We start from the raw sequence: 14569 nt of genomic DNA, 5'->3' as shown, positions 1-14569 counted from the left end.
ACAGCGGTGTTCCGCGGCGCTCCCGCCCGCTCAGCGCCACGGAAGGGCGGCTCTTTCGCCCCAGTAGGTCGCCGCGTCGCGGGCCAGGGTCTGCAGGGCGTGCACGTCGCGGTCGGTCAGCTCCACCCGGCAGGACGCCAGGTTCGCCGCCAGCTGCTCGACGCTGGCCGGGCCGAGCAGCACCACGTCCGCCCACGGCTGGTGCAGCACGTGCGCGATGGCCACCGCGTCCGGCGCCACGCCGTGGCGCTCGGCCACCTCCGCCAGCTCCCGGGGCACGTCGACCGCGAGGCGCCCGTTGGCCAGGGTCTCCTTGACCAGCACCCGCCAGCCGCCGGTGTGCACCTCGGCCAGCGCCCGGCCCGCGGACGGCTCCAGCGAGTTCCAGGTGGACTGCACCGCCGAGAACAGCTGCCGCCCGCCGACCTCGATCTCCCAGGCGCGTTCGATGGTCTCGCCCTGCGCGGCGCCGCTGGTGGAGAAGCCCAGGTGCACGCCGGCGTCGCGGATGCGGGCGAGTTCGTGCTGCAGCGCCATGTCCTCGAACAGCGGGCTGCTCGCGGTCAGCGAGTGCACCTGGTAGAGGTCGACCCGATCGCCCAGCAGCGTGCGGGTTTCCGCCCACTGCGTGCGCAACCGCTCCAGCGAGTGCTCCTTGACCTCGTGCACCTCGGTCTCGATCCGCCACTGCGCGACGTAGGCGTAGCCCCACTTGCTGGACACCGCCACGTCGCCGTGACCGCGTTCGCGCAGCCACTCGGCGAGGAACTGCTCGGCGCTGCCGTAGGAACGCGCGGTGTCGACCCACCGGATGCCGCTGGCGTAGGCGGCGTCCAGGACCGCGCGGGTGCGCTCCCGCATGGCCTGCGCGCTGCGCTGCGCGGGCAGCACGTCGGAGCGGCCGACGTTGATGTATGCCGGGCGGCCCAGGGCGGCCAGTCCGAGCCCGAGCCGCTCCACCGGTGTCTGCGGGATCATGCCTGGAAACGTAACCGCTGCCGGGCCCCGGCACAGCTCGGGGCCGCCACCCGGAGGAGGTGGCGGCCCCGAAGCACAAGCCGGCAACGTGCGGTTGTGTGGAATTCACCGCGACGCTCACCTGGCACCGCACGTGACCTGCCGCATGCGCCGCAGGCGCATAGCCCACCTACGGCACCTGCACCGCCGCGGGTTCTCAGAGGCCTTCTCGCGAGGACAGCCCAGACGCCGCGTATACGTTCATACTCAAGTCTGGGATCCCGCAGTCGAGAAGGCCTCTGAGGTTCCGCTACCCGCGCCGCGACGCAGACCAGCTTCGTGCCACTTTCATCACAGGTACTGGCCGGTGTTCGTAGCGGTGTCTATCGCTCTGCCGGATTCCTGGTTCTTCCCGCTGACCAGGGTGCGGATGTAGACGATCCGCTCGCCCTTCTTGCCGGAGATGCGGGCCCAGTCGTCCGGGTTGGTGGTGTTGGGCAGGTCCTCGTTCTCGGCGAACTCGTCGATGATGGCGTCCTGGAGGTGCTGCACCCGCAGACCCGGCTGCTTGGTCTCCAGCACCGACTTGATCGCCGCCTTCTTCGCCCGGTCCACGATGTTCTGGATCATCGCGCCGGAGTTGAAGTCCTTGAAGTACAGGACTTCCTTGTCCCCGTTGGCGTAGGTGACCTCCAGGAACCGGTTCTCCTCGGTCTCGGCGTACATCCGCTCGACCGTGGTCTGGATCATCGCGTCCACGCACGCCGTCTTGTCGCCGCCGAACTCCTTGAGGTCCTCCTCGTGGATCGGCAGCGTCCCGGTCAGGTACTTGGAGAAGATGTCCTTGGCCGACTCGGCGTCCGGCCGCTCGATCTTGATCTTCACGTCGAGCCTGCCCGGTCGCAGGATCGCCGGGTCGATCATGTCCTCGCGGTTGGAGGCGCCGATGACGATGACGTTCTCCAGGCCCTCGACACCGTCGATCTCGCTGAGCAGCTGCGGGACGATGGTGGTCTCCACGTCGGAGGACACCCCGCTGCCGCGGGTCCGGAAGATCGAGTCCATCTCGTCGAAGAACACGATCACCGGCGTGCCCTCGGAGGCCTTCTCCCGCGCCCGCTGGAAGATCAGCCGGATGTGCCGCTCGGTCTCGCCGACGAACTTGTTCAGCAGCTCGGGGCCCTTGATGTTCAGGAAGTAGGACTTGGCCTGACCATCGTCGTCGCCGCGCGCGGCCGCCACCTGCTTGGCCAGCGAGTTGGCCACCGCCTTGGCGATGAGCGTCTTGCCGCAGCCCGGCGGGCCGTAGAGCAGAACGCCCTTCGGCGGGCGGAGCTGGTACTCGATGTACAGGTCGGAGTGCAGGAACGGCAGCTCCACGGCGTCGCGGATCTGCTCGATCTGCCCGGCCAGGCCACCGATGTCCTGGTAGCCGACGTCCGGCACCTCCTCCAGCACGAGGTCCTCGACCTCCGCCTTGGGCACCACGTCGAAGGCATACCCGGCTTTGCTGTCGACGAGCACCGAATCGCCCGCCTTGAGCCCGGCGGTCACCAGCTGTTCGGTCACCCACACGACGCGTTCCTCGTCGGTGTGGCCCAGCACCAGCGCGCGGGAGCTCTCCCCAGCGCCGGTGGACAGGAGCTCCCGGAAGGTGCAGACCTCACCGGTTTGCTCGAACGCACCAGCCTCCACCACGGTCAGGGCCTCGTTGAGGCGCACTGACTGGCCCAGTCTCAGTTCCTCCGTCTCGACGTTGGGCGACACCGCCACCCGCATCTTGCGACCAGACGTGAACACGTCGACCGTGCCGTCCTCGAAGCGGTTCAGGAACACCCCGTAGCCGCTGGGCGGCTGGGCGAGCCGGTCGACTTCCTCGCGCAGCGCCATCAACTGGCCCCGCGCTTCCTTCAGGGTCTCGGTGAGCTTGGCGTTCCGTTCGGTGAGCTGACTCACTCTCTCGGATGCCTCGGCCAGCCGCTTTTCCAGCAACCGGGCCTGTTGGGGCGACTCGTTGAGCCTGCGGCGCAGCAGAGCAACCTCGTCCTCCAAGAGACGGATCTGGCTGCGGAGCTCTGCATTGCCACCGCTGTACTGCTCGCCGCCCTCCTCTGGCCGGCTGCCGGGACGGTCGTGCTGCATGTCGGCACCCTCCTCCCGTGCTCGTACCACCACGGTACCGGCGATCACCGACGACGGCGGCGTCGTGAATGTCCGCCGGATCGCCCAGCGTGCCACAAAAATCCGCGAATACCCACAAGTCGGCCAGGTTGTTCTCCGCGGGTCGGCCCGACCCGGGAGACCGCCGGACACGGTGCGTCGACGATCATGGTCCGATCGATACGTTGCGCGGCGGGTCGCGCGGTGCCCGCCGCCGCTGGGCAGCGCGGGATTTCCGTTGCGCCACGCGGATCGCGCTCGCGCACCGGCATCCGGGTTAACGTTCCGGCAACCGGGTGGCGTTGCCCCCCGGGTCCCCTCGTCACCAATCGGAACTTCTCCCATCATTTGGAACAACTGCCCCCAGCGTCCACCAAGAGCGGACGAACCCGCCGTGACAATTCGGTGCGGAATGGTCCACTCCGTGCACGACCCGCCGCGCCCTCTGATCTACTTACGGCCGCCGCGCAGACGGTGACGAGCACGACGCACACCTCCGGGGAGGAGTCCATGACCTATCCGCCGCAGCAACCCGGACCGGGCGGGTGGGGCCAGCAGCAACCCACGGGCAACGGATTCCCGCCACCGGGAACGCCGGCAACCCCGCAGCAGCAGCCCGCCTTCTACGGCAACCAGCACACCGGCTGGGGTCAGCAAGGGCCGGACCAGCCGCAGCAGGCGCCCATGCCCCCGCAGTGGGGCAGCGAGTTCGGCCCCGGCTCCTGGCTCCAGGAGCCCAACGGTTTCGCCGATGTGGAACCACCTCAGCAGAAGAAGTCGAAGCTGCCGCTGATCCTCGGCATCGTCGGGGCGCTGGTCGTCCTCGCGGGCGCCGGCGTCGGTGTGTACTTCTGGCTCAGCAGCGGGCCCGGCGATCCCAAGCCGGTGGCCCAGGAGCTGGTGACCAACGTCAACAACCACGACTTCAAGAGCGTCCGCGGACTGCTGTGCGAGTCCAACAAGGCGGAGCTCAACCAGGCCCTCGACCAGCTCGAGCAGTGGAAGTTCAAGGTCGAGCTCGGTCAGGTCACGGAGCGCGACGACACGGCCACCGCGAAGCTGACCGGGACCTACGTGGCCGACGGCAAGACCCACCCCGTGGACCAGACCATGGGGCTCAAGGTCGAGGACGGCACCTGGAAGGTCTGCCAGCTCGACCAGTGATCGCACCGCGACGGTGGATCCGCCGCCAGAACGCGCGACGGCCCGCCCTGGTAGCACCGGGGCGGGCCGTCGCGCGTTTCAGCCCTTGCTGGGGCGGCGCTGGACGCGGGGCGGGGTCACCCCGTCCGCCAGCCGACGGGTGACCAGCAGGAAGGCCGTGTGGGCCACCATGCGGTGCTCCGGGCGGACCGCCATGCCGACCACGTGCCAGGGCCGCAGGAGGGTCTCCCAGGCCTGCGGTTCGGTCCAGTTCTGCTGTTCGCGGATCGCCTCGGTGATGCGGGAGAGCTGGGTCGTGGTCGCCACGTACACCACCAGCACCCCGCCGGGGATCAGCTTGTCGTGGACCTTGTCCAGGACCTCCCACGGCGCGAGCATGTCCAGCACCACGCGGTCGACCGGGTCGCCGTCGTAGTCCTTGAGGTCACCCAGGGTCAGCGACCAGTTGTCCGGGATCTCGCCGAAGAAGCGCTTCACGTTGCGCTCGGCGTGCTCGGCGTGGTCCTCGCGGACCTCGTAGGAGGTCACGCTGCCCTCGGGGCCCACCGCGCGCAGCAGCGAGCAGCTCAGCGCGCCCGAACCCGCACCGGCCTCCAGCACCCGCGCGCCCGGGCGGATGTCGCCCCACATCAGGATCTGCGCGGCGTCCTTGGGGTAGATGACCTGCGCGCCGCGCGGCATGGACAGCACGTAGTCGGCCAGCAGCGGGCGCATGGCCAGGAACGACGTGCCACCTGCCGAGGTCACCACCGAGCCCTCCGGCTCGCCGATCAGGTCGTCGTGCGCCAGCGCGCCGCGGTGCGTGTGGTACTCCCCTCCCGGCTCCAGCACGACCGTGTACTTCCGCCCCTTGGGGTCGGTCAACTGGACCCGGTCTCCGGGCTGGAACTCACCGCTGACGGTGCTGCTCAACTGCGGCCTACCTTCTCGACGCTGGTACAGCGCACCATCGTCGCAGAGGCCCCGGCGAGCCCGGGGATCGGCGTCCGGCCTGCGGTTTCCGCTGGTCAAGTGCCGTGAGCACTTTGTGGTGCTATAGCACCACAAACACTCACGGGTCCTGACCAGGGACGACGGAGCTGTTCGAGGTGCCGCGAGTCTCAGTCGCGCCGGGAGCGCAGGGCCGCGCGGAGGTCCTCGCGGCGCAGGACGCCGCTGGGGCGGCCTTCCTCGTCGATCACCAGGAACTGCCAGGCCAGCACCGTGCGGACGCGTTCCAGGATCGCCTCCGGTGGCTCGCTGTCGAGCAGGATGGTGTCCGGGTCGACCGGTTCCGCCGCTCGTTCGGCGGGCTCGTTCGGGGCGTGGGTGGCCAGCCGCTCGGCCGCGGTCTGGTCCAGCAGGCCCACCGCGATGCCGTCGGCGCGCACCAGCACCACTCCCCGGCCCGCCGCGGCCAGCAGCGCATCGCCCACCGGGCTCTCCGCCGGGAGCTGCAGGACCGGGCGCACGAGCTCCTGCAGCGTCAGCCCGGCAGGCCAGCTCCGGCGCCGGTCGGCGGCGCGCTCCGCGTTGGCACCCGCCACCACGAACCACGCCATCAGCACGCACACGCCCAGCCGCAGCCACTGGTCCTGGGCGTTCTCGAGCAGCCCGAGCAGCGCCCAGACGATCAGCGCCGCCGCCACCGCGCCCGCGCCGATCACGCCGGCGGTGGTCCCGGTGCGGCGCCTGCCGGTGATCTGCCAGGTCAGCGCGCGCAGCATCCGGCCACCGTCGAGCGGCAGGCCGGGCAGCACGTTGAACACGGCGACCGCGAGGTTCGCCACACAGGTCTGCACCACCAGCAGCCAGATCGCCCCGCCCGGCACCATGGCGAACCAGCCGATGCCCGTCACCACCGCGAGCACCAGTGACACCGCCGGGCCCGCGGCCGCGATCAGCCCTTCCTGGGCCGGCTTGGGCGGTGTGCGGGAGATCTCGGTCAGGCCGCCGAGCAGGAACAACCGGACCCGGCGCACCGGCAGGCCGAGCCGCAGGGCGACGATGCAGTGCCCCAGCTCGTGCAGCAGCACCGAGATCGCGAGGAACACCGTGAACACCGCGGCGAGCACCGCGCTCTCCCAGACACCGGCGCCGGGCAGGATCCGGCCCACCAGCGGTGTGTAGAGCAGCACGATCAGCGCCGCCCCCAGCCACCACGACGGCGAGAGCAGCACCGGCACCCCGGCGACCCGGCACAGCAGCAGGCCACCGTCGTTGAGCTTGGGCCGGGCAGGCGGGGATGCGGTCGGTGGCATGCGCGCAGGGTAGTACCCCCTCCGTACGGCAGTCGTGAGCCGCACGGGGCCTGATCGCGTGTCGGACGGCTCGATTAGGGTTCCTGGCCATGGCCGAACCGGTGGGAACAGCAGCAAGCGGCGCGCTCCAGGACCGCGGGACGAGACGTCCGGCGCTGTCGCCGTCGCGCGCTGGCGACTTCAAGCAGTGCCCGCTGCTCTACCGGTTCCGCGCGGTGGACCGGCTGCCGGAGACCCCGACCAGGGCGCAGGTGCGCGGCACCGTGGTGCACTCGGTGCTGGAACGGCTGTTCGGCCTGCCGATCGAGCAGCGCGACCCGGAGCGGGCCCGCGCGCTGCTCGCCCCGGCCTGGGCGGAGCTGCAGGAGCAGCAGCCCGAGCTGGCCGAGCTGTTCGACGGGCCCGACGATCCCGAGCTGGCGCGCTGGCTGGAGTCGGCGACCGCGCTGCTGGAGTCCTACTTCGAGATGGAGGACCCGCGGCGGCTGGAGCCGGAGGCCTGCGAGCTGCGGGTGGAGACCGAGCTGGACTCCGGGGTGCTGCTGCGCGGGTTCATCGACCGCGTCGACGTCGCGCCGACCGGGGAGATCCGGCTGGTCGACTACAAGACCGGCGCCGCGCCGCGTGAGATCGGCGAGGCCAAGGCGATGTTCCAGATGAAGTTCTACGCCCTGGTGCTGTGGCGGACCCGCGGTGAGATACCGCGTCAGCTGCTGCTGATGTACCTGGCCAGCAAGCAGCGCCTGGCCTACGCGCCGGACGAGACGGAGCTGCGCCGCTTCGAGCGGACGCTGGAAGCGATCTGGCAGGCGATCCTGCGCGCGGGCAAGACCGGCGACTTCCGCCCGAACCCGAGCAGGCTGTGCGACTACTGCGACCACAAGCCGCTGTGCCCGGCCTTCGGCGGCACGCCGCCGCCCTACCCGGGCTGGCCGGAACCCGACCCCGGCGAGGAATCAGTCCTCGACCGCACCGACTGAACGTCATTGCGGTTTTCCAGACTCACCTTGCTCAGCGGTGCAGGTAGCGGAACCTCAGCGCCCGCCTGACTCCGGGATCCCGTTCTCATGTATGTCCAATACACGACGAACGGGCTGCCCTCGCCAGGCGAACGCTGAGAACCCGCGGCGGTGCGAGCTGCGAGGGTGGGTCATGCGCCTGCGGCGCATGCGACACCTTCGGCTGTGCGGCGCGTCGATCGCCGCAGCTGCGGCCACCAACCACGATGAAACGGCCCCCTGGAACCGAGCCGCGGAGAACGCGGTCGGTCAGTCCTCGTACGGGTCGTAGTTGGCCGCGGTGCCGTACTCCCCGGCCTGGGTCTGGTCGATCACCGCGAAGCGGGCTCCCGTCGGGTCCCGCAGGACCGCGACCCGGCCGATGCTGGAGTCGTAGGGGTCCACGCGGACCCGGCCGCCCAGCGCGATCGCGGTGCGGACCAGCTCATCGGTGCCGACGCTCTCGTCCACGCCGAGGTAGAGCAGCCAGTGCGGGTGCGTGCTCGCCGTGATGTGCTCGCGGATCATGCTCACCCGCGCCAGCACCGACTCGTCGCCGAGGTACCAGACCGAGTAGTCCGAGCGGTTCTCGGTGCCGAACTTCTCCGCGTCGTAGCCGAAGAGGTCGTGGAAGAAGTTGTCCGCGGTCTGCGCCTTGATGGTGACCAGTTCGGCCCACATCAGGGTGCCCGGCAGCCCGACGTCGAACTGCCAGGACTCCTCGGGCTGCAGCAGCCCGAACTCGGCGTCGGCCGGTCCGACCAGCACCGCCTTGGTGCCCACGCCCGGGACGTGGTTGTGCGGCACCGTCAGCGTCGCGCCGAGTTCCCGCGCGTGCGCGGTGGTCGCCGCGCAGTCCGCGCTGGCCAGGTACAGCCGCCACGTGGAGTGGTCACCGGAGGCGGCGCGCAGGCTCGCCACCGGGAAGCCCTCCCGCAGCGCGATCACGTGCTCGCCGGAGACCGGATCGCTGTGCGTCCGGTACTCCCAGCCGAACAGGCCGGCGTAGAACTCGCGGGCCCGCTCCAGGTCCGTGGTGATGAGCTCTATCCAGCAGGGCATCCCCTCGTAGAGCTCCCACCGCGGCGGGGTCTTCCCCGGTACCACGACTGCCATTCGCTCACCCCCGCCGTCTTCCGTCCAAGATCGTTCGCGGAGGTCATTATCCGCGCCCGGTGCGGGCACCAACCCCGCACCGGGCCAGAAGCGGATTACGATCCGGTGGCACCACTGGACATTTCAGACAAAACGGAAGCCCAGCAACATCAGAGGCGGCAGGCTCGGATGTCGGACGACAGGATCGCCTTGGCGCCCACCGCCACCAGGCGGTCCATGATCGCCGGGGCTTCCTTGCGGGAGACCATGGCGCGCACCGCCACCCAGCTCTCGTCGGCCAGCGGCGCCATCGTCGGCGAGCCCAGACCGGGCGTCATCGCGGTGGCCTCGTCGAGCAGCTCGCGCGGGCAGTTGTAGTCCAGCATCACGTACTGCTGGGCGAACACCACGCCCTGCAGCCGCGCGATCAGCTGGTCCTTGACCGGGTCCACCGCCGAACCGCGGCGCTCGATCACCACCGCCTCGGACTTGCAGATCGGGTCGCCGAAGGCGGCCAGCCCGTGCTGGCGCAGCGTGCGGCCGGAGCCGACCACGTCGGCGATCGCGTCGGCGACGCCGAGCTGGATGGAGATCTCCACCGCGCCGTCGAGCCGGATGACCTCGGCGGTCACGCCGTGCCGGGCCAGGTCGTCGGTGACCAGCTTCGGGTAGGACGTGGCGATCCGCTTGTCCTGCAGGTCCTTCGGGGTCCACTCGTGCGGGCCTGCGGGCGCGGCGTAGCGGAAGGTGGATCCGCCGAAGCCCAGCGCCAGCCGCTCCTCGACCGCCGCGCCGGAGTCCAGCGCCAGGTCGCGGCCGGTGAGCCCCAGGTCCAGCTCGCCGGAGCCGACGTAGATGGCGATGTCCTTGGGGCGCAGGAAGAAGAACTCGACGTCGTTGGTGGCGTCGAGCACCGTCAGGTCCCGCTGCTCATGGCGCTGCCGGTACCCGGCTTCCGCGAGCATCTCGGATGCGGGCCCGGCCAGCGTGCCCTTGTTGGGCACAGCCACACGCAGCATGGCAGCGATCTCCTTCTTCATTGTTTGACAGTGGTCGACTTGATCAGCGGTGCGGGTAGCGGAACCTCAGACGCCCTCTCGGTCCGGGAGCTCCGACTCATGTATGTCCAATACACCACGTCGAAGCTGTCCTCCCGAGAGAACGTCTGAGAACCCGCGGCGGTGCAAGTTGCGAACGTGGTAGGAAGCGGCTTCGCCGCTTGCCTGACGAACACGCTTGTTCAAGCGCTTCTTCAGACTTATCGAGCGGCCCGTGGTCACAGGTAGCGGTAGACGTCCTGGAGGGACAAGCCGCGCCCCAGCATGATCACCTGGAGGCGGTACAGCAGCTGCGAGATCTCCTCGGCCAGCTGCTCGTCGGACTCGTGCTCGGCGGCCAGCCACACCTCGCCGGCCTCCTCGAGCACCTTCTTGCCCTGCGCGTGCACCCCGGCGTCGAGCGCGGCCACCGTCGACGAGCCCTCCGGTCGGGTGCTGGCGCGTTCCTGCAGTTCGGCGAACAACTCGTCGAAGGTCTTCACAGTGCACGATCCTTGCATCTCAGGTCGGCGGGCCGAACGGCGGACCGCCGGTGTCCAGACTCTGGTACGGCTGCTCACCGCAGGCCCGCGGTGGCCTCCAGCGCTGCGCCGATGGTGTCCTTGATCATCGCGCGAGCAGCGCCGCGCGGGCTCGACCGACCACCCGAAACAGTGACCGATCCGGCGTCGCCGCAGTCGTAGCGCACCGCCTTCTCCGGACCGACCAGCGCGCCGAGCGGGCCGCCTGCGGGTTCGGCGCGGACGGTCACGCGGACCAGGCCGGGCTCGTCGCGGCGGGCGGACGCGACCTGGCGGAGCCGGTGGCCGGGCTCGATCTCGCGCGGTCCGCCGATCGGTTCCGCCTCGACCCGCACCGCAGCCACGTCCCAGCCCCACAGCAGGCCGGTGATCAGGCGCATCTTGGTCGCGGCGTCCGCGCCGGAGAGGTCGGCGGTCGGATCGGCCTCGGCGATGCCGCGCCGCTGCGCCTCGGCGACGGCGGCGTCCAGCGGATGGCCCGCGGCGAGCTGGTCGAGCACGAAGGTCGCGGTGCCGGTGAGGCAGCCGTGCACGGCCTCCACGTCGAAGCCGCGCAGCACTGATCGCGCCAGGTCACCGGCGGGCATCGCGGCACCGGTGGCGCCGGAGATCCGCACCGAGCGCCCAGCGCGCCGGGCGACTTCGTTGAGCCGGCTCCAGTGCGTGAGCAGGTGCGACTTGGTGGCGGTCACGACGTGCGCGCCCTGCCCGAGCGCCTGCAGCGCGTCCTGGCCGGGCTGGTCGCTGCCGTCGGATGGAACGGCCTGCGCGAACACCCGGGCTCCGGTGCGGGCCAGCAGGTACGGAAGCGGTTCGAGCTGTTCCCACTGCTCGCGGGACGGCACGACGCCGTCGACCTCCACCTGGGTGCTGCGACCGCGGACGGCGACCACGCGCAGGTCGACGCCGTGCTGATCGCGCCACTGCGCGCGGTGGGAGGCGACGAGCTCGGCGTACTCCCGGCCGACCGGGCCGAACCCGGCCAGCACGATCGGGACGTCGATCATCACGCGGCTCGGGTGAACAGCTCGCCGAGCGCGTCGAAGTCGACGTCGGCCAGGGAATCGCGCAGCACCCGGTGCGGGCCGGGCGCCAGCGGCACCTCGCACGGGATGGCGATCACCAGGCAGCCGGCGGCTTCCGCGCTGGCCACGCCGGTCGGCGAGTCCTCGATGGCGACGCAGGCGGCCGGGTCCACGCCCAGCAGCCGCGCGGCCTTCAGGTACGGCTCGGGATCGGGCTTGTTGCGCCCGTCGACCTCGTCACCGCAGACGGTGAGGTCGAAGGAGTCGCGCCCCAGGGTCTCCAGCGCCATCTCGGTGAGCGAGCGGATTGTGGAGGTCACCAGCGCGACCGGCACGCCCAGCGCCCGCGCCCGGCGCAACGCCTCCTGCGCGCCCGGCCGCCACGGCAGGCCGCCTGCGAACAGCTCCGCCATCCGCTCGGCCACCCAGCTCGCGGCCGCGGCGATCTCGGCATCGGTGGCCGCGACGCCGACGTCGGTCAGCAGCATCCGCATGCTGCGCGTCATGTTCGAGCCGACCATGGCTTCCCTGGTGGCGTCGGTGAGCGCGCCCCCGCGATGCGCGGCGTAGTCGTCCAGCGCGATCGACCACAGCTTCTCGGAGTCGACGAGCGTGCCGTCCATGTCGAACAGGACGGCGGCGGGCGAGTTCGGACCGGCGTCGCGGGTCACGCGGAGATCTCCTCCAGGCTGGTACGACAAAGCTGAGTCGCCACCCAGTACAGCACCGCGACCCCCACCCGCCCCACTGAAAGTGGGCAATCCCTCGTCTCCCGGCCGGGCCGGTTTCGGGAGGTCAGATGACGCCCTCGTGCTGGAGGAAGCGGAACACCGCGATGCCGGGCAGGACCGGCAGCCAGTAGGTCAGCAGGCGGGAGAGCAGCACCGCGGTGACCGCCGCCGTCGCCGGGATCCCCATCGCGCTCAGGCCCGCGAGCAGCACGGCCTCCACCGCGCCCAGGCCACCGGGCGAGGGCACCAGGTGCCCGAGCGTGTTGCCGATGATGAACACGACCGTCACCGCCACCCAGGAGAACTCCAGGTGCAGCGCGGCCAGGCAGGCGGCCAGGCCCAGCCCCGACACCACCAGGTAGCCCAGACCGCCGCCGAACAGCTGCAGCGCCCGGACCGGGTGCCGCAGCGTGTCCAGCAGCTCCCGGCCGACTTCGAGCGAGGGCGCCACGATCCGCCGCCGCCCGAACGGCGAGGCCAGCACCGCGGCGGCGGTCACCAGCACCGCGACCGTCGCCACCAGCACCGGCCAGCCCGCCGGGAACGACAGCCGGGTGAAGGTGCCGGACAGGCCGATCGCGAACACCCCGATCACGGCCACCACGAACGCCACCGCGCCGGTGCCCGCCTGGTTCAGCAGCGTCACCCCGACCGCGAGCGGCCGGCGCAGGCCGAGCCGCTCCATGTACACCACGTTGATCCCGAAGAACCCGGCGCCGCCCGGCGTGGTGCGGCCGGTGAACGCGGCGGCCACCTGCACCGCCAGGGTGCGCCAGAACGGCAGCGGCACCCGGCTGGAGCCCTGCACCGAGATCGACGACAGCAGGATCGCGAGGAAGCCGGTCAGCACCGCCACCGCCAGCCAGCCCCAGTCGGCGTGGCGGGCCGCCAGGAGCACCTCGTCCATGCTCGACAGCTCCGGCAGCAGCAGGTAGACGGCGGCGCCGATGAGCAGCAGCCCGATCACGGTGACCGGGCGGACCGGCGAGCGGAAGCCCGGGATCGGCTGCCCGAGCCCGTCGGCCAGCGCCTCGCGCACCTCGGACATCAGGAAGCGCCCGTGCTGCGCCTGCGCGCGGATGCGCCTCGGCAGCGCCATCGGCAGCAGGTTGCGCAGCGCCCCTTCCAGCTGCTCGGTGGGCAGCGCGCTGATCGCCGAGCGCACCGCGCGCTCCGCGCCCACCACCGACGCGATCGACACCAGCGCCTCGGCCAGGTCCCGCGCGCAGCGCGCCGCACCGGCTCCGGCGTGGCTGAAGGTGAAGCTGAGCAGCCACGGCCGCTTCTGCTCGTCGACCAGGACGTTCTTCGCCCGCAGGTCGTGGTGGGCGATGCGCGCGCGGGCCAGCGCGCCGAGCTGCGCCCAGATCTCCGCCAGCAGCTCGTCGTCGATCTCCGCCGCGCTCAGCTCCGAGAGGCGCCGCCCCGGCACCTGCCGCACCACCAGCAGCGCGGGTGCGTGCTCGACGTCGCAGGCCAGCACCACCGGCGGCGTGCGCACCCCGGCGCGCTCGGCCAGCAGCGTCACGTACGCCTCGTGCTCGACCTCGTGGTGCGGTGTCGACAGCCGCGGTTCGTCCTGGACGTCCAGCAGCGCGAGCAGCCGCTTGATCTTGTACCAGGCCCCGGCGCGACGGCTCATCCGCCGCACCACCTTGACCCGCAGCGTCGTCCCCTCCTCGGTGCGCACGGCGAACTCGCGCGGTTCCAGGAACCGGTGCCGCAGCGCGACGATCGAGCGCGGCGCGAGCCCGGCCTGCTCCAGCTCGTCCCGGACGATCAGGTCGGAGACCCGGCGTCCCGGAGCGCCCCACACCACGTGGAACAGCGTCCCGACGCCCCAGCCCAGCAGCGCCCCGCCCACCGCCGCCAGCGGCAGGTGCCCGCCCAGGTGCACCACGGCGACGCCGACGAGCGCCGTCAGCACCCACCCGGCGGAGCGGGCGTATCCGCCCAGGTAGGGCGCGACGACCACGACCAGCACCGCCACGACGGCCACCTCCTCGGCCGGGAACGGGAACAGCCCGGCCGAGGACACCTGGTGCAACCCGAGCACCTCGTGCATGAGCAGCGCCAACGCCCAGGTCACCGCGCCCGAGGCCGCGGACAGCAGCGCCACCCGGATCCAGCCGGCGTAGGCCGCCACCGCGGTCACCCCGGCGATGCCCGCCCACGTACCGAGCCAGCTCAGCACCACCCACAGCGGATCGGACACCGCCGGGATCCGGCCCAGCTGGTCGTAGATCGCCAGCTCCACCGGGTTCACCGGCACCAGCACGAGCAGCACGCTCAGCGCCAGCAGGCCGCCGACCAGGCCGAGCTGCGCGAGATCGCGCGGCCGCCTGCCGATGGACAGCCGCAACCGCGATCGCGGGGAGATCCCGTTCTCCCCGTTCGGTGACGGCCTGGCGTGGTCCACTGGGCATCCGCTCCGCAACCGGTGTTCGCCCGGCGAGAACACCCCGCTCGCGCGCGGCGGACGACCGGGACACCCGTGGTCCTGGCGGGCGCTGAGGTCAAGGGTCTGGCCCGCAGGTCCGGGCGTCAAACCGGCTGCGGATCACGATCCAGGAGCGTTGCGGCCGGCCCCGGTATGTCCGGCGCTGGCGTCGGCACGGCG

At 71.3% G+C, this 14569-nt stretch carries 12 protein-coding genes; 2 read left to right on the top strand and 10 right to left on the bottom strand.

All coding sequences use genetic code 11. From position 1 onward, the window contains the following. Positions 1-30: 30 nt before the first annotated feature. Positions 31-978 carry an aldo/keto reductase gene (locus ATL45_RS25405; protein WP_093155579.1) on the bottom strand — a complete coding sequence of 316 codons (948 nt, stop codon included), beginning with the start codon at positions 976-978 and terminating at the stop codon, positions 31-33. Positions 979-1308: 330 nt separating this feature from the next. Next, positions 1309-3099: a proteasome ATPase gene (gene arc / locus ATL45_RS25400; RefSeq protein WP_093155577.1), complete on the bottom strand. Its 1791-nt coding sequence runs from the start codon at positions 3097-3099 to the stop codon at positions 1309-1311. A 528-nt stretch (positions 3100-3627) separates the two neighbouring features. On the opposite strand from arc, the gene ATL45_RS25395 reads away from it, so the two are divergent. Continuing rightward, a complete protein-coding gene (locus ATL45_RS25395) occupies positions 3628-4281 on the top strand; it encodes an Rv0361 family membrane protein (RefSeq protein WP_093155576.1) in 654 nt (217 codons plus the stop codon). Positions 4282-4359: 78 nt separating this feature from the next. Here the strand turns inward: ATL45_RS25395 and ATL45_RS25390 are convergent, their stop codons facing one another. Next, positions 4360-5193 carry a tRNA (adenine-N1)-methyltransferase gene (locus ATL45_RS25390; protein WP_093155574.1) on the bottom strand — a complete coding sequence of 278 codons (834 nt, stop codon included), beginning with the start codon at positions 5191-5193 and terminating at the stop codon, positions 4360-4362. Positions 5194-5381: 188 nt separating this feature from the next. Continuing rightward, positions 5382-6521 carry a site-2 protease family protein gene (locus ATL45_RS25385; RefSeq protein WP_093155573.1) on the bottom strand — a complete coding sequence of 380 codons (1140 nt, stop codon included), beginning with the start codon at positions 6519-6521 and terminating at the stop codon, positions 5382-5384. Between the two features lie 89 nt (positions 6522-6610). Between ATL45_RS25385 and ATL45_RS25380 the strand changes: the two genes are divergently transcribed. Then, complete coding sequence (locus ATL45_RS25380; RefSeq protein WP_093155571.1) at positions 6611-7501, top strand: RecB family exonuclease; 891 nt, start codon at positions 6611-6613, stop codon at positions 7499-7501. A gap of 288 nt (positions 7502-7789) precedes the next feature. On the opposite strand, the gene ATL45_RS25375 is transcribed toward ATL45_RS25380, so the two are convergent. From ATL45_RS25375 to ATL45_RS25350, 6 genes are all read right to left on the bottom strand, one after another. Beyond that, positions 7790-8635 (bottom strand): VOC family protein, encoded by an 846-nt coding sequence (locus ATL45_RS25375; RefSeq protein ID WP_093155570.1) that lies wholly within the window; start codon positions 8633-8635, stop codon positions 7790-7792. Positions 8636-8784: 149 nt separating this feature from the next. Then, on the bottom strand, positions 8785-9633 hold the full coding sequence (hisG, locus tag ATL45_RS25370) for an ATP phosphoribosyltransferase (protein WP_093155568.1): 849 nt from the start codon (positions 9631-9633) through the stop codon (positions 8785-8787). Positions 9634-9890: 257 nt separating this feature from the next. Further along, positions 9891-10154: a phosphoribosyl-ATP diphosphatase gene (locus tag ATL45_RS25365; RefSeq protein ID WP_093155567.1), complete on the bottom strand. Its 264-nt coding sequence runs from the start codon at positions 10152-10154 to the stop codon at positions 9891-9893. 74 nt (positions 10155-10228) lie between these two features. Continuing rightward, positions 10229-11200, bottom strand: coding sequence for a hypothetical protein (locus tag ATL45_RS25360; protein ID WP_093155565.1), 972 nt, complete (start codon positions 11198-11200; stop codon positions 10229-10231). Continuing rightward, positions 11200-11889, bottom strand: a complete 690-nt coding sequence (locus tag ATL45_RS25355) for an HAD family hydrolase (protein ID WP_256258471.1) — start codon at positions 11887-11889, stop codon at positions 11200-11202. The genes ATL45_RS25360 and ATL45_RS25355 overlap by 1 nt, the downstream gene beginning before the upstream one ends. A 124-nt stretch (positions 11890-12013) precedes the next feature. After that, the gene (locus ATL45_RS25350) at positions 12014-14368 is read right to left on the bottom strand and encodes a lysylphosphatidylglycerol synthase domain-containing protein (protein ID WP_093155564.1); all 2355 of its coding nucleotides are present in this window, start codon (positions 14366-14368) and stop codon (positions 12014-12016) included. Between the last annotated feature and the right edge of the window lie 201 nt (positions 14369-14569).

The organism is Saccharopolyspora antimicrobica (assembly GCF_003635025.1).
Classification (GTDB): Bacteria; Actinomycetota; Actinomycetes; order Mycobacteriales; family Pseudonocardiaceae; genus Saccharopolyspora; species Saccharopolyspora antimicrobica.
This window is presented reverse-complemented; position numbering and strand designations above follow the sequence as displayed.

What these genes read in the sequence shown, in the direction of transcription:
- ATL45_RS25375 (WP_093155570.1), bottom strand. Translation starts at nt 8,635, where the DNA reads ATGGCAGTCGTGGTACCGGGGAAGACCCCGCCGCGGTGGGAGCTCTAC.
- ATL45_RS25360 (WP_093155565.1), bottom strand. Translation starts at nt 11,200, where the DNA reads ATGATCGACGTCCCGATCGTGCTGGCCGGGTTCGGCCCGGTCGGCCGG.
- ATL45_RS25405 (WP_093155579.1), bottom strand. Translation starts at nt 978, where the DNA reads ATGATCCCGCAGACACCGGTGGAGCGGCTCGGGCTCGGACTGGCCGCC.
- ATL45_RS25395 (WP_093155576.1), top strand. Translation starts at nt 3,628, where the DNA reads ATGACCTATCCGCCGCAGCAACCCGGACCGGGCGGGTGGGGCCAGCAG.
- ATL45_RS25385 (WP_093155573.1), bottom strand. Translation starts at nt 6,521, where the DNA reads ATGCCACCGACCGCATCCCCGCCTGCCCGGCCCAAGCTCAACGACGGT.
- hisG (WP_093155568.1), bottom strand. Translation starts at nt 9,633, where the DNA reads ATGCTGCGTGTGGCTGTGCCCAACAAGGGCACGCTGGCCGGGCCCGCA.
- ATL45_RS25380 (WP_093155571.1), top strand. Translation starts at nt 6,611, where the DNA reads ATGGCCGAACCGGTGGGAACAGCAGCAAGCGGCGCGCTCCAGGACCGC.
- arc (WP_093155577.1), bottom strand. Translation starts at nt 3,099, where the DNA reads ATGCAGCACGACCGTCCCGGCAGCCGGCCAGAGGAGGGCGGCGAGCAG.